Below are 13,954 nucleotides of genomic sequence, written 5' to 3'. Positions count from 1 at the left end.
GCGTCAGCCGGAGCTGAAGCGGCGCACCCCGTCGACGGTCTCGGCGCGCAGCCGGCCGCGGACCTCGAGCAGGTCGAGGTGGGCGATCGTCTCCAGGACGGCGAGGACCTGGTTGACCGGGTCCAGCGTGTCCAGGGCCCGGCCCCGGCCGGTCCAGCGCAGCCGGGCGGCGACCTCCGCCCCCGTCGACGCGCCGGCCGAGACCGCGGCCGCGACGTCGTCCAGCCGGGTGCGGTGGTGGTCGAGGAGCTCGTCCACCCGCGCGTGCACGCTGTCGCTCACCGGACCGTGGGCCGGTAGCAGCCGCGCGTCCGGCATCGCCCGCACCGCGGCGAGGCTCTGCAGGTAGGCGCCGAGCGGCAGGTATCCGCCGGCGGCCTCGAAGCCGATGGACGGCGTGATGTGCGGCAGCACGTGGTCCCCGGCGAACAGCAGCCCCGCGGCGTCGTCGACGAAGACCATGTGTCCGGTCGTGTGTCCCGGCGTGGCCACCGCGCGCAGCGTCCGGTCGCCCACCCCGTGCAGCTCCTCGCCGTCCAGCCAGACGTCGGGCAGCTCCCACCACTGGGCCTGGGTGGCGGTCTCCTCGAGCAGGTCGGCCACTCGCGCGGCGAGGTCCGGGGCGCCGTTCCCGTCGAGCTGAACCTGCCAGCGACCCGTGTTGGGTCGTGTCGGGTCGGCCAGCAGGTCGAGCACGGCCCGCTCGCCGGCACCCAGGGAGATCGGTGCGCCGGTCTCCCGGCGCAGGGCCACCGCCTGCGTGTAGTGGTCGCGGTGGGCGTGGGTGACCAGCATCCGCCGGACGTCCCCGACGCCGGCCCCGAGCGCGGCCAGTGCCCGATCCAGCCGCGAGCGGGACGCCTCCAGCGCCCAGCCTCCGTCGACGAGCGTGAGCCCGTCGTCCTGCACCAGTGCGTACACGTTGACCGCGTGCAGCCCGTCCAGGGGCAGGGGGAGCGGGATGCGGTGGACCCCCTCCGCCACCTCCTCCACCAGGGGCTCGGACCAGTTGCCCCGCGTCGCGAGCGCCGTCACGCCGCCACCGCCGCCTGGCGGACCACGCCGGCGCCGGCGAGCTCGGCGATCCGGTCGGCGGTCATCCCCAGTTCGGTCAGCAGAGCCCGTGTGTGGGCCCCCGGTGGAGGTGTCGGCCTCGGCGCAGGTGCGGGGGTGCGGCTCAGCCGCGGTGCCGGTGCCGACTGCGGCGACCCGCTGGCGGCCGGCAGTGACCCGCGGGCCACCAGGTGCGGGTGGACGGCGGCCTCCTCGTGCGTCAGCACCGGTGCGAAGCAGACGTCGCGGCCGGCGAGCCGGTCCACCCACTCGTCCCGGGTCGCGGTGCCCACCACGGCCTGCACGCGCGACGCCATCTCCGGCCACCGGCTGCGGTCGTACTGGTCGACCGGTTCGGGGTCGATCCCGAGGCAGCGCAGCATCTCGTCGTGGAAGCGTGGCTCGACGGCGCCGAAGGCGACCCAGCGGTCGTCGGCGGTCCGGTAGCAGCGGTAGAAGTGGCTGCCGCCGTCGAGGGCGTTGGTGCCGCGCGGACCCCATCCGTCGCGCAGGCGCAGGAACCGGTCGACGCTCGCGGTGAGCAGCACGCCGTCGACGATCGCGGCGTCGACGACCTGGCCGCGGCCGGAGCGGGACCGTTCGGCGAGAGCGGCCAGCACCCCGATGACGGCGAGCATCGCGCCGCCGGGGTAGTCGCCGACCGTGCCGAGCGGGGCGACCGGCCCGGTGTCCCGCGTGCCGATGCCGTCCAGGGCGCCCGACACGGCGAGGTAGCCGATGTCGTGGCCCACCTCTCCGGCGAGCGGTCCGTCCTGCCCCCACCCGGTGAGTCGCGCGTAGACCAGCCTGGCGTTGCGCTCGCCGACCGTCGTCGGCCCGACTCCGAGCCGCTCGGCGACCCCCGGCCGGAAGCCCTCGAGCAGCACGTCGCTGCGCTCCGCCAGGGCGAGGACGACCTCGGCGCCCTCGGGCCGGCGCAGGTCCACGGCGATCCGGCGGCGGCTGCGACCGAGGTCGTCGCGACCGGTGAGGACGGCGTCGAGCGCGCTGTCCGTCGGGACGTCGACCGTCTCGCACCGGTCGACCCGGACGACGTCGGCGCCCAGATCGGCCAGGAGCATGGCGGCGAAGGGGACGGGGCCCAGTGCGGGCAGTTCGAGCACGCGCGTCCCGGCCAGCGGGCCGCCCTCGGTTCCGGTCAGTGGGACCGCCTCCTCATTTGACGACTATATGCAATCGGTCTCCCGACGTGTATAACGTTACCCGTCGATGTGATGGCCGCAACACCCGTTCACCATGCGGGGACGGCGCCTCGCTCGACGTCATGCGGCCAGTCCCGAACGCCGCGCCCTGACGGCCCCGGTGCGAGCAGGAGAAGCAGATGACCGCCATCCCCGTACACCTCGAGCAGTCCTACTGGCCGGCGGAGCCCAGCTCGGGTGTCCGCGACATCACCGTGGGGGACCTCCTCCGCGAGGCGGCGGCGGCCGCCCCCGACCGGCTGGCCCTGGTCGACGCCGTCCCCGATCCCGCTGCCCGCCGCGAGTGGACCTACTCCGGGCTGCTGACCGACGTCGAGCGCGTGGCACGCGCCCTGCTCGCCCGCTTCGAGCCCGGGGACCGGATCGCGATCTGGGCGCCGAACGCGGCCGAGTGGGTGGTGTTGCAGCAGGGGATCGCCATGGCCGGGATGGTCCTGGTGGCCATCAACCCGGCCTACCGGTCACACGAGCTGCAGTACGTGCTCGCCCAGTCCGGGGCCGTGGGGATGTTCCATGTGGACGAGTACCGCGGTGCCGACCTGGGGGCGATCACCACCGAGGTCCGTCCGCACACCCCCGCGCTGCGCGAGACCGTCTCCTTCACCGACTGGTCGACGTTCCTGGACTCCGGCGACCCGGGGCGGGAACTGCCGGCCGTGGCACCGCTGGACCCGGTGCAGATCCAGTACACGTCCGGAACGACCGGGTTCCCCAAGGGTGCGCTGCTGCACCACAAGGGCCTGGTGAACGAGGCGCACTTCGTCGCGCTCCGCGCCGGGATGGAGGACGGCGGCGTCTGCGTCAACGCCATGCCGATGTACCACATCGGGGGCGGAGCGGTGACGGAGTTCGGCACGCTGGCCGTGCACGGCACCTATGTGGTGATGCCCGGCTTCGACCCGGGCCTGACCCTCGAGCTGTTCGAGACCTACCGGGGGACGCACTCGCTCATGGTCCCGACGATGCTCATCGCGGTCCTCGAGCACCCCGACTGCGCCACCCGCGACCTGTCGAGCATCCAGACCATGATGTCCGGCGCGTCCGCGGTCCCCGAGACGCTCGTGCACCGCGTCATGGAGCGGCTGGGCTGCCGGTTCAGCATCCTGTTCGGGCAGACCGAGATGCACGGCGTGATCAGCCAGACCCGGCTCACGGACTCCCCGGCCGACCAGGCCGGCACGGTCGGGCAGCCGCTGCCCGAGCTCGAGGTGCGCATCGTCGACCCGGCGACGGGGGAGACACTGCCCATCGGCGAGCAGGGGGAGATCTGCTGCCGCGGCTACCAGACCATGCTGGCCTACTACGAGCTCCCCGAGGAGACTGCCGCGACGATCGACGCCGACGGCTGGCTGCACATGGGGGACCTCGGCACGATGGACGACCGGGGGTTCCTCCGGGTCACCGGCCGGCTGAAGGACATGATCATCCGGGGTGGCATCAACATCTACCCGCGGGAGATCGAGGACCTGCTGTTCACCCACCCGCAGGTCGCGGAGGTCGCCGTCATCGGGGTCCCGGACGAGCGGTGGGGTGAGCAGATCGCCGCGGTGGTGCGCCCGGCCGACCCGTCCTCCCCGTTGCTCGCCGAGGACCTGCGCGCCTGGTGCCGGGAGCGGATCGCCGCACACAAGGTCCCGGTGCACTGGTTCGTCACCCAGGCCTACCCGATGACCCCGTCGGGCAAGGTGCAGAAGTTCGTCCTCCGGGACCAGGTGGACGCCGGTGTGCTGACCCCGCTGTCCGCCGTGGAGCACGCCTGATCGACCCGAGCGGTCGACCTCCGGGGCCCGGGAGCCGAGTGGCTCCCGGGCCCCCTGGGCGTCAGCCGGCGGTCAGCCCGAGTAGTGCTCGTCGCGGTCGCCGAAGGACTCCCGGGTGCCGCGGCGCGCGCGCTCCTTGAGGAAGTTGAACTCGTCGGGCTCCAGGCGCAGGTTCGTGCCGAGGGTGTGGCCGACGTAGCCGCGGGCGAACTGCTGGGAGCCCCCCAGGCTGTCCAGCGCCATCTGCCACATCGCCTTGCCCGTGACCAGGGCGTCGCGCGGGTGCGCGGCGATCCGCCCGGCCCACTCCTCGACGGTCGCGGCGAGGGCCTCCTCGGGCACGGCCCGGTTCACCAGTCCCCACTCCGCGGCCTGGACGCCGTCGAACGTGTCCCCGAGCAGCAGCAGCTCGCGGGCCCGCTTCGGCCCGTACTTGAGGATCTGGGTGTTGAGGTGCCAGGTGTTGCCGGCCAACCCCAGCCGCTGCTCGGCGTGGCTGAACCGGGCGGTCTCGGTGGCGATCGCGAGGTCGACCAGCTCCACCAGGTACAGGCCCGCGCCGGTGCACGCGCCCTGTACCTGTGCGATGACCGGCTTCAGCGCGTAGTGGAAGGCCATGTAGCCGGCGCCGAGCCGGCGGTCGCGGAGCAGCCGGCTGCGCTGACTGGGGCGGCGCGGCTTCTCGCCCTCGGGGCCGGGCTCCAGCCCGTAGGAGCGGACGGCGTCGTCGTAGTCGTGACCGGCGCAGAAGCTCGGCCCCTCGCCGCGCAGGACGACGACCCGGACGTCGTCGTCGTCCTCGGCGGCGTGCAGCAGGTCGACCAGGTCGTCGAGGTCGTCGAACCGCAGCGCGTTGTGCTTCTCCGGACGGTCGAGGACCAGGTGGGCCACGGGGCCGTGTTTCTCCAGGCGGACGTTCTCCGGCACCGGGCACCTCTCAGGGGATCGGACGAGCAGACGAGGACACTTTACAGCTATCGACAGTCAGTTACCTAGAGCGTAGAGTCTCCCGTATGACCAACGAGGTGGTGTACCCGGCCGACGGCTACGACCTCTACTCCGAGGAGTTCCGCGCCGATCCGGAGACCCAGTACGCGGCCATGCGTGCCGGCTGCCCGGTCGCCCACACCGACAAGTGGGGCGGCTCCTACATGCTGGCGGGCTACGACGACGTCCGGGACACCGCGCGCGACGCCGAGCGCTTCACCTCCCGGGCCATCGAGGTGGCCGGGCCGTTGGAGTCGGCGGGCGGTCTGTACCTCCCGCCGCTGACCTCCGACCCGCCGGAGCACAAGGCGCACCGCGACGTGCTCATGCCCTACTTCATGCCCGCGCGGGTCGCCGAGATGGAGCCGATGATCCGCGCCGAGGCGCGCCGGCTGGTGGCGGCGCTGGCCGAGCGCGGCTCCGGCGACGTGATCGAGGACTACGCGCAGCCGCTCACCCTCACGGTGCTGACCTCCATCCTGGGCGTACCCCCGGGGGGACAGTTCCACGACTGGATGATCCGGATGATCCGGGTGGGCCCCACAGACCAGGCCGTCCGCGCCCAGGCGGTCCGCGAGATCATCGACTACCTCGCCGGCCTGCTCGAGCAGCGCGCGGCCGCCCCGACCGGCGGCACCGATCTGCTCAGCTACCTGACGACGGCGGAGATGGACGGCGAGCCGCTCAGCCGCAAGCACCGCATCGGGGCGGCGTTCCTCGTCCTCATCGCCGGCGCCGACACCACCTGGAGTGCCATCGGCTCGACGCTGTGGCACCTCGCGGGCAACCCGGCCGACCGCGAGCGGCTGGTCGCCGACCCGTCGCTGATCGACACCGCGGTCGAGGAGTTCCTCCGCTACTACGCGCCGGTGACCGTGGGCCGGCTGGCCACGGAGGACGTCGAGCTGCACGGCCGCTGCATCCACGCCGGTGAGCGGGTGGTGCTGCCCTTCGCCGCGGCCAACCGCGACCCCGCCGTCTTCACCGAGCCCGACGAGGTGCAGGTCGACCGGCGCCGCAACCGGCACCTGACGTTCGGTTCCGGCCCGCACCGCTGCCTGGGCTCCAACCTGGCCCGGCTGGAGGTCAAGGTCACCCTCGAGGAGTGGCTGCGCGTCATGCCCGCCTTCCGGCTGGCCGAGGGTGCCGAGGTGACCTGGAGTGGTGGACAGACCCGCGGGCCCGAGCACGTGCCCGTCGTCGTCGAGCGCGCGCAGCAGCCGGCCGGGGCCGTGGCGACGGCGGCCCGATGAGCGAGGCGCCCACGCCGCTGGCCGGCCTCCGGGTGGTCGAGCTCGCGCACTGGATGGCGGGGCCCGCCGCCTGCGGAGTGCTCGCCGACTGGGGTGCCGACGTGGTCAAGGTCGAGCCGCGCGGCGGTGAGCCCATGCGGCACATCTGGGGGGCCATGGGGGCCAACCCCGACGCACCGAACGGCGCCTTCACCTCGGCCAACCGGGGCAAGCGCTCGATCGAACTGGACGTCCGCTCCGACGCCGGCCGGGCCGCGCTCGAAGCCCTCCTGGAGAAGGCCGACGTCCTGGTCACCAACCTCCGTCCGGCCGCGCTGCGCCGGCTCGGGCTGGCGCCCGACGTCGTCGCCGAGCGCTTCCCGCGCCTCGTGTACTGCTCGCTCACCGCCTACGGCTGGGGCGGTCCCGACGAGGAGCGGGCCGGCTACGACCTCGCCTCGTTCTTCGGTCGCACCGGCATCGCGCACGAGATCACCACCCAGGGTCAGCCGCCGGCCCCGCTCATGCAGGGGCTGGGGGACACCTTCGCCGCCATGACGTCGGTGGCCGGCGTCCTCGCCGCGTTGCACGAGCGGGAGCGGACCGGCCGCGGCCGGTTCGTCGAGGCCTCGCTGCTGCGCACCGGAATGTGGGCCCTGGCCGGGGAGCTCGGGGTGCAGGCGATGGGCGGACGGCCCCGGCCGCCCTACCCGCGCGAGGTCTGCCCGACGCCGCTGTACAACTCCTACCGGACGGCGGACGACCGGTGGTTCTACCTGGTCGGCGTCCAGGCCGGACGCCACCTGCCCCGCGTCCTCGCGGCGATCGGTCGCACCGACCTGCTGGAGGACGAGCGGTTCGCCACGGCGCGGGCGATCTCGAAGAACCGGCGGGAGTTCATCCCCGTCCTCGACGCGGCCTTCGCCGGGCACCCGCTCGCGCACTGGGCCGAGGTCTTCGACGAGCACGACGTGTGGTGGGCGCCGGTGCAGACCCCCGCCGAGGTGGTGGTGGACCCGCAGGCCCGCGCGATGGGCGCCTGGATCCGCATCGAAGGCGCCGAGATCGAGGGCCGCCCGGTGGAGAGCGTCGACGCGCCCGTGCGCTTCGGGAGCACGAGCCGCGACGTGGTCCCGGGACCGCCGCGCGCGGGCCAGCACACGGCCGAGGTGCTCGCCGAGCTCGGTCTCGACGAGGCGGCCATCGCCGAGCTGACGGCCGCGGAGAGCTGACCCGGGTCAGCCGGCGATGACACCGTCCGCGGTGTTGATCTCCTGCCACCGTGCGTGCACGGCCTCCGACCACTGTGCGCGCAGGGCCGCGAGCCGGTCGGCGACGCGGCGGCCGATCCAGTCCGGGAGCAGCTCGGCGGGGAGCTGGGGGTCGCTGAACGGCGCCCGCTGCCACTCGCCGACCACGCGGATGTGCGTGAAGAGCATCGGGTCACCCGGTTCGGGGTCGAGGGCGTCCACCGCCTCGAGCACCCCCTCGTACCGGGCCGCGAGCTCGTCGAGGTCCCAGGCGCGCGCCACGATGTCGGCGTCGTCGAGGCCGATCGACCCCGACGGGCCGACGAAGGACAGGGTCTGCCCGGCGAGGTCCAGCTCGTCGATCAGCCGGGCCGCCTCCTCCTGGCGCTCCGGGTGCGGACTGACCCAGACGCCCGGTGTCGGGTTGCCGAAGCCGGCCCACGTCAGGCCGGCGTAGAGCCGCTTGCGCGCCGTCCGGTGGGTGTGCGGGATGGTCACGAGGAGGACCAGCCAGCGCCCGTCCCAGCCGGAGTCGCGGGCGCTCATGCCCGTCACCCGGGTGGCGCCCTCGGCGATCAGCTGCTTGCCCTGGTCGGTCAGCGACCAGCGCACCTCGCGGCCGTGCCGCTCGCCGCTGATCCAGCCGGCGGCCGCCCCCCGGGCGATCGCCTGGCGGGCGGTCTGCTCCTCGATGCCCAGGCCCTTGAGCACGTAGAGCAGGGCCGAGGTCCACACCGGCCGGTCCTCGGGCCACACGAGCTCGCCCAGCACGGTCAGCAGCACCGATCGGGCGCTGCCGAGGCCCAGCTCGCCGCCGGCACCGGCCGGGACATCCGTCTCGACGGCGCTCACGCCCCACCCCGTTCCTGGTCCGGCCGCGTCCGGCTCCCGCGTACCCCGCGGCACCCTAACCCGGACCCGGCGGGAGCCTCCCGAGGTCCGGGGCGGGCTCACCCGGCCGGAGTGGTCGCGCGCTCGTCGGTGGTCGCCCCGCCGCGGTCCAGCCACTCCCGGCGGACCTCCCGGCGCAGCACCTTGCCGCTGGCGTTGAGCGGCAGCGGATCGCGGCGGACCCACCAGGCGCCGGGCACCTCGAAGCGGGCCAGCCGGGTACGGGCGTGGGTGGCCAGTTCGTCGGTGCTCACGGCGGAACCCGGGCGGAGGACGACCGCGGCGCCGACGTCCTCGCCGAGGTCGGCGTGCGGCAGCGCGACGACTGCCACCTCGAGCACGTCGGGGTGGGTGAGCAGGACTTCCTCGACGTGCACGCAGGCGACGTTCTCCCCGCCCCGGATGACGATGTCCTTGGACCGGCCCGTGACGTAGAGCCAGCCCTCGTCGTCGAGCCGGCCCCGGTCGCCGGTGGGGATCCAGCCGTCCGCGTCGGCGATGCCGCCCGGTTCGCCGAGATAGCCGCCGGTGGACGTCGGCGTCCGGGCCTGGATCTCCCCGACTCCCTCGGCGTCGGGGTCGGCGATCCGCAGCTCGACCACGGGCAGGGCGCGGCCGACGCACCCCGGGCGGTCGGCGACGTCCCGGCCCGAGCCGGCGGCGAGCACGCCCCCGGCCTCGGTGAGCCCGTAGAGGCTGCCCACCCGGTTCCTCGCCCGCATGCCGGGGAAGGCCGCGGCGACGCGCTCGCGCAGCTCGGGGGAGACGGCGGAGCCGCCCATGGGCACCGAAGTGACGCTGGAGACGTCGCGGACGGCGAGGTCGGGGTGGTCCAGCACCCGGCTGACCATGGTCGGGATCGACCCCCACACCCGAACCCGCTCAGCCTCGATCAGCCGGAGCACCTCGGCCGGGTCGTACCTCCCCTCCAGGAAGACCAGAGAACCGCCGGAGAGCAGCGTGGTGCAGCTGACCTGGATCCCGGCAAGGTGGAACAGCGGGACCGACAGCATGCTCACCGTGCCGGGGTGGGCGTCCGGCAGCTCGTCGGGCAGTCGGCCGGTGAGCAGCAGCAGGTTCTGGATGTTCGCGACGACGGCGCGGTGCGACATCAGCACGCCCTTGGGTGCACCGGTCGTTCCGGAGCTGAACATGATGAGCGCCGGCGCGTCCTCGTCGGCCGGCGCGAGGACCAGCTCGGCGGGTTCGTCCACCCGGTCGACGACGGCCCGCAGCTCCGGGAAGGTCAGCGCCTGCTGCCGTACCGCCCGATCGGTGAGCACGAGCACCGGGTCGGCCAGCTCCAGGGCGCCGGCGAGCTCCTCGTCGCTCCACCAGGCGTTGCCGAGGACGGCGGTGGCCCCGAGGGTCTGCAGCGCCCAGAACCCGACCATCCACTCGATGGAGTTGAACCCGACGACGGCCACCCGGTCGCCGGGCCGCACGCCGCGCTCGCGGAGCAGCGCGGCCACCCGGGCCACCGCCTGCTCCGTCCGAGCCGAGGTCAGCCGGCGCTCGCCCTGCACCAGCAGCTCGCGGTCGGCCCAGCGTCGAGCGGTGAGCAGGAACTCCGCCATGGAGCGTGGGCGCCGGGCGTACACGCGGACCGGGTGGCCGTCGACCTCGCCGTCGACGACCTCCCGGCCCCACGGCGGGGCGGTCCGGACGGGGGACTCAGTCATCGAGGAGCACCGCCGTCTCGGGACAGTTCTCGGCGGCCAGTTCGGCGGCCTCCTCCCGGCCGGGCGGCACGGTGCCGTCGCCGACCGCGCTGGCGAAGCCGGAGTCGTCGAGCTGGAAGAGGTCCGGTGCCAGCGCGTAGCACCGGTTGTGGCCCTGGCACAGGGCCGGGTCGACGCGGACCTTCACGACGTCTCCTCGGGTTCGGTGGACGGCGGCGCGAAACGCGCGGGGCGCTTCTCCTTCAGGGCGGCGACGCCCTCGGCGTAGTCGGGGGTGCGCATGTGCTCGCCGATCAGCCGCTTGCTGGTCTCGATGGCGGCCGCCGGGTCGGCGTGCAGCAGGTCGCCCCACAGCTGGCGCTTGGTCGTGGTCACCGCGGCGGGAGAGGCCGCGGCGAGGGTGCGGGCGTACTCGGTGACGACTGCCGCGAACTCCCCTCGGGGGAGCACCCGGTTGAAGAACCCCCAGTCCCGCATCTCCGCGGCGCGGATGACCCGGCCGGTGTAGAGGACGTCGGCGGCGTGGGTGACGCCGATCAGGCGGGGGAGGATCCAGGCCAGTCCGTACTCGGCGGGCAGACCGATGCGCGGTGCCACGGTGGTGACCTTGGCGTCCTCGACGGCGAAGCGCAGGTCGCAGAACGCGGCCAGGGCGACAGCGATCCCGGCGCAGGCGCCGTTGACCGCCGCGATCAGGGGCGTGCGCAGACCGAGCTGCCAGACCATGTCGGCGTCGAACTCCCGACGGACGCCGTACCCGGGGCGCGCCGCGTCGGCGGAGAGCGCAGGGTCGTACTCCGTCGCGCCGACGTAGGAGTCCAGCGCCTTGAAGTCAGCCCCGGCGCAGAACACGTCGCCGGCACCGGTCAGCACGATGACCCGGACGGCGGGGTCGTCGTCCAGCCGCTGGCAGATCCAGCGGTACTCGTCGTGCATCCGCCCGGTCCACGAGTTGCCCCGCCCGGGCCGGTCCAGCGTGAGCGTGGCGACGCCGTGGGGGTCGACCTCGTACCGGGTGACCTTGAGGTCCACCGCACCTCCTCGCCGACCGCGCGTCACCCGCTGTGACGCCTCCGGTCGTGGTGTCCTCACTCTATACAACGAAGGAAACTGAATGCCATAGTCTGTCGAGTGATTTTGCGAACCGGTGGCCTGCAGGAGGAATCGATGAGTGGTCCGAGCACGACGATCGGCGGTCGGGCCACGGAGGCGCCCGCCACGTTCGGGGTGGTCGATCCCGCCACGGGCGCGGTCTTCGCCGACGCCCCCGACTGCACCCGCGAGCAGCTCGACACCGCGCTCGCAGCGGCGACGGCCGCCGGCCGCGCCTGGCGGGCCGACGAGGCCGCCCGGGTCTCCGCCCTCTACGCGATGGCCGAGGCGATCGACGCGCACGCCGGCGAGCTGGCCGCGCTGCTCACCGCCGAGCAGGGGAAACCCCTCTCCGCGGCGGGCATCGAGGTCAGCGAGACGTCCCGCTGGCTGCGCGCGGCGGCCGCCCTCGAGCTGGGCGAGGAGACGATCCTCGACGACGGCCGGAGGACGGCGCGGCTGCGCCGCCGGGCGATCGGCGTCGTCGCGGCCATCACGCCGTGGAACTACCCGCTGCTGCTGGCCGGCTGGAAGCTCGGCCCGGCGCTCCGGGCGGGCAACACCGTCGTGCTCAAGCCCTCGCCCTACACGCCGCTGGCCACCTTGCGACTCGGCGAGGTCGTCAACGAGGTGCTGCCCCCGGGCGTGGTGAGCGTGGTCAGCGGCGGGGACGCCCTCGGCGCGTGGATGACCGGCCACCCGGCGGTCGGCAAGATCAGCTTCACCGGGTCCGTGGCCACCGGCAAGGCCGTCATGGCCGCCGCCGCGCCGGACCTCAAGCGCGTCACCCTCGAACTGGGCGGCAACGACGCGGCGATCGTGCTCGACGACGCCGACCCGGCGGCGATCGGCAAGGGTCTCTTCTGGGGGGCCTTCATCAACAACGGGCAGATCTGCGCCGGGGTGAAGCGGGTCTTCGTGCCCGAGTCGCTGCGCGACGCCGTCGTCGACGTCCTCGCCGAGCGCGCCCGCCGGGTGCGGGTCGGCCCCGGGACGCTGCCGGGCGTGCACCTCGGGCCGATCCAGAACCGCGTGCAGTACGACCGGGTCCGCGGGCTCGTCGCCGACGCGCTGGCCGACGGCGCCACCGCGGCGACCGGCGGAGCTCCACTGGAGGGGCCGGGCTACTTCTTCGCCCCCACCATCCTCACCGGCGTGCGCGAGGGCATGCGCGTGGTCGACGAGGAGCAGTTCGGCCCGGTGCTGCCGGTGCTGACCTACCGGACGGTGGACGAGGCGGTCGAGCGGGCCAACGCCACCCGCTTCGGTCTGTCCGGTTCGGTGTGGGGCCCCGACCTCGACCGGGCGACGGACGTCGCGGCGCGGCTCGACTGCGGCACGGCCTTCGTGAACGACCACCTCGCCCTGGACCCCGCGCTGCCCTTCGGTGGCTCGAAGGACAGCGGCCTGGGTGTGGAGAACGGCCCGTGGGGGCTGGAGGAGTTCACCCAGCTCCAGGTCGTCCACCGGCCGGCCGCCTGAGCGGGACGGAGACGAGAGATGGACTTCGGCCTCGACGAGGACCAGCGGGCGATCCGGGACACCGTCCGGAGGTTCGCCCGAGCCGAGCTGGCGGACGGCTACCTGGCGCGCGCCAAGCAGAACGCCTTCCCGTGGGAGGAGCACCGGCGGATCGCCGACCTCGGCGTCTTCGGCCTGCTCGCCGGCCCCGGGCACAACCCGCTCGACCGCGAGGACTTCGTCGCCGCCGGACTGGCGGTGGAGGAGCTCGCCTACGCCGACTTCAACCTCGGCAACGCGGCGATCCCGGTGATGCTCATGAGCTCGCTCATCGCGGCCCACGGTTCGCCGCGGGTTCGCGGCGAGTGGCTGGACCCCCTGGTGCGAGGGGAGGTGTACGTCGCGTTCGGGCTCACCGAGCCGGCCACCGGGTCCGACGCGACGGCCGTCACCACCACGGCGGTCGCCGACGGCGACGGCTACGTGCTGACCGGCGAGAAGACGTCGGTCACGATGCTCGCACACGCGCAGGCGATGATCATCGCTGCACGGACGGTGCGGGACGGCGCCCCGGTCGGGGTGTCCACCTTCCTCCTGCCCCTCGACGCCGCCGGTCTGGGGAAGTCCGACATCCCCGACACCGGGTGGAAGCCGATGGGCCGCGGAGTGCTGCACCTGGACGGCGTCCGGCTCCCGGCCGACGCGCTGCTCGGGCCGGAGGGGTCGGCGTTCCGCAACGTGCTCGGCGGCTTCGACTTCACCCGGCCGCTGCTGGCCCTCACCGGCATCGGGTGCGCGCAGGCGACCCTCGACCTCACCGCCGACTACGTGCGGCAGCGCGAGGCGTTCGGGTCACCGCTGTCCCGCTTCGAGGGCGTGTCGTTCCCCCTCGCCGAGCACCTGACCACGCTCGAGGCCGCCCGGCTGCTGTGCTACTCGGCGCTCTGGAGGCGCACCGTGGGGGAGCGGCACACCGCCGAGGCCGCGATGACCAAGTGGTACGGCCCCGCGATGGCCAGCCGTGCGGTCAAGGACTGCCTCCTGCTGCACGGGAACTATGGCTACTCCGAGGAGTACTCGCTCGAGCAGCGGCTGCGTGACGTGATGGCGGTGGAGATCGCCGACGGCACCGCGCAGATCCAGAAGATCATCATCGCCCGGGAGCGGTACGGGCCGGACTTCCTGCCCTACGACCGGCGTCGCTGACCAGGTGGACCCCGGCCCGGCCGGGCCCGGGTCCACCGTCCGGCTCAGGCGGAGGCGGTCGCGCCGATGCCGGCGGGGTCGTCGCTGCTGTGGCCGGGGAACAGGGGCTGGTCGGGG

At 73.8% G+C, this 13,954-nt stretch carries 12 protein-coding genes; 5 read left to right on the top strand and 7 right to left on the bottom strand.

Annotated elements, in window-relative coordinates:
- Positions 1-3 precede the first annotated feature (3 nt).
- A complete protein-coding gene (locus tag MY526_RS06575) occupies positions 4-1,035 on the bottom strand; it encodes an MBL fold metallo-hydrolase (RefSeq protein WP_436703508.1) in 1,032 nt (343 codons plus the stop codon).
- On the bottom strand, positions 1,032-2,192 hold the full coding sequence (locus MY526_RS06570; RefSeq protein WP_436703578.1) for a CaiB/BaiF CoA transferase family protein: 1,161 nt from the start codon (positions 2,190-2,192) through the stop codon (positions 1,032-1,034). Before MY526_RS06570 ends, MY526_RS06575 begins: the two co-directional genes overlap by 4 nt.
- A gap of 203 nt (positions 2,193-2,395) precedes the next feature.
- Here MY526_RS06570 and MY526_RS06565 point away from each other — a divergent pair, with 203 nt between their 5' ends.
- The gene (locus MY526_RS06565; protein WP_436703507.1) at positions 2,396-4,036 is read left to right on the top strand and encodes an AMP-binding protein; all 1,641 of its coding nucleotides are present in this window, start codon (positions 2,396-2,398) and stop codon (positions 4,034-4,036) included.
- A gap of 72 nt (positions 4,037-4,108) precedes the next feature.
- Here MY526_RS06565 and MY526_RS06560 read toward each other — a convergent pair whose 3' ends face one another.
- Positions 4,109-4,963, bottom strand: a complete 855-nt coding sequence (locus MY526_RS06560; protein WP_436694704.1) for an enoyl-CoA hydratase/isomerase family protein — start codon at positions 4,961-4,963, stop codon at positions 4,109-4,111.
- An 86-nt stretch (positions 4,964-5,049) separates the two neighbouring features.
- On the opposite strand from MY526_RS06560, the gene MY526_RS06555 reads away from it, so the two are divergent.
- Both MY526_RS06555 and MY526_RS06550 read left to right on the top strand, forming a co-directional pair.
- Complete coding sequence (locus MY526_RS06555; RefSeq protein ID WP_436694703.1) at positions 5,050-6,276, top strand: cytochrome P450; 1,227 nt, start codon at positions 5,050-5,052, stop codon at positions 6,274-6,276.
- Positions 6,273-7,487, top strand: a complete 1,215-nt coding sequence (locus MY526_RS06550) for a CaiB/BaiF CoA transferase family protein (protein WP_436694702.1) — start codon at positions 6,273-6,275, stop codon at positions 7,485-7,487. The genes MY526_RS06555 and MY526_RS06550 overlap by 4 nt, the downstream gene beginning before the upstream one ends.
- 6 nt (positions 7,488-7,493) lie before the next feature.
- Here MY526_RS06550 and MY526_RS06545 read toward each other — a convergent pair whose 3' ends face one another.
- From MY526_RS06545 to MY526_RS06530, 4 genes are all read right to left on the bottom strand, one after another.
- Positions 7,494-8,357 (bottom strand): PaaX family transcriptional regulator, encoded by an 864-nt coding sequence (locus MY526_RS06545; protein ID WP_436694701.1) that lies wholly within the window; start codon positions 8,355-8,357, stop codon positions 7,494-7,496.
- A gap of 98 nt (positions 8,358-8,455) precedes the next feature.
- Positions 8,456-10,078, bottom strand: a complete 1,623-nt coding sequence (locus MY526_RS06540) for a class I adenylate-forming enzyme family protein (protein WP_436694700.1) — start codon at positions 10,076-10,078, stop codon at positions 8,456-8,458.
- On the bottom strand, positions 10,071-10,265 hold the full coding sequence (locus MY526_RS06535; protein WP_436694699.1) for a ferredoxin: 195 nt from the start codon (positions 10,263-10,265) through the stop codon (positions 10,071-10,073). Before MY526_RS06535 ends, MY526_RS06540 begins: the two co-directional genes overlap by 8 nt.
- The gene (locus MY526_RS06530; protein WP_436694698.1) at positions 10,262-11,110 is read right to left on the bottom strand and encodes an enoyl-CoA hydratase-related protein; all 849 of its coding nucleotides are present in this window, start codon (positions 11,108-11,110) and stop codon (positions 10,262-10,264) included. The genes MY526_RS06535 and MY526_RS06530 overlap by 4 nt, the downstream gene beginning before the upstream one ends.
- Before the next feature lie 135 nt (positions 11,111-11,245).
- Between MY526_RS06530 and MY526_RS06525 the strand changes: the two genes are divergently transcribed.
- Together MY526_RS06525 and MY526_RS06520 are read left to right on the top strand one after the other, a co-directional pair.
- Complete coding sequence (locus tag MY526_RS06525) at positions 11,246-12,652, top strand: aldehyde dehydrogenase family protein (protein WP_436703506.1); 1,407 nt, start codon at positions 11,246-11,248, stop codon at positions 12,650-12,652.
- A gap of 18 nt (positions 12,653-12,670) precedes the next feature.
- Entirely contained in the window at positions 12,671-13,837 is a 1,167-nt protein-coding gene (locus tag MY526_RS06520; RefSeq protein ID WP_436703505.1) for an acyl-CoA dehydrogenase family protein, read from the top strand.
- Positions 13,838-13,954: the final 117 nt, after the last annotated feature.

The sequence above is a fragment of the Geodermatophilus sp. CPCC 205761 genome (assembly GCF_051383655.1).
Classification (GTDB): domain Bacteria; phylum Actinomycetota; class Actinomycetes; order Mycobacteriales; family Geodermatophilaceae; genus Geodermatophilus.
Note: the sequence above shows the minus strand (reverse complement) of the source record. Positions and strands in the feature narration are given on the sequence as shown.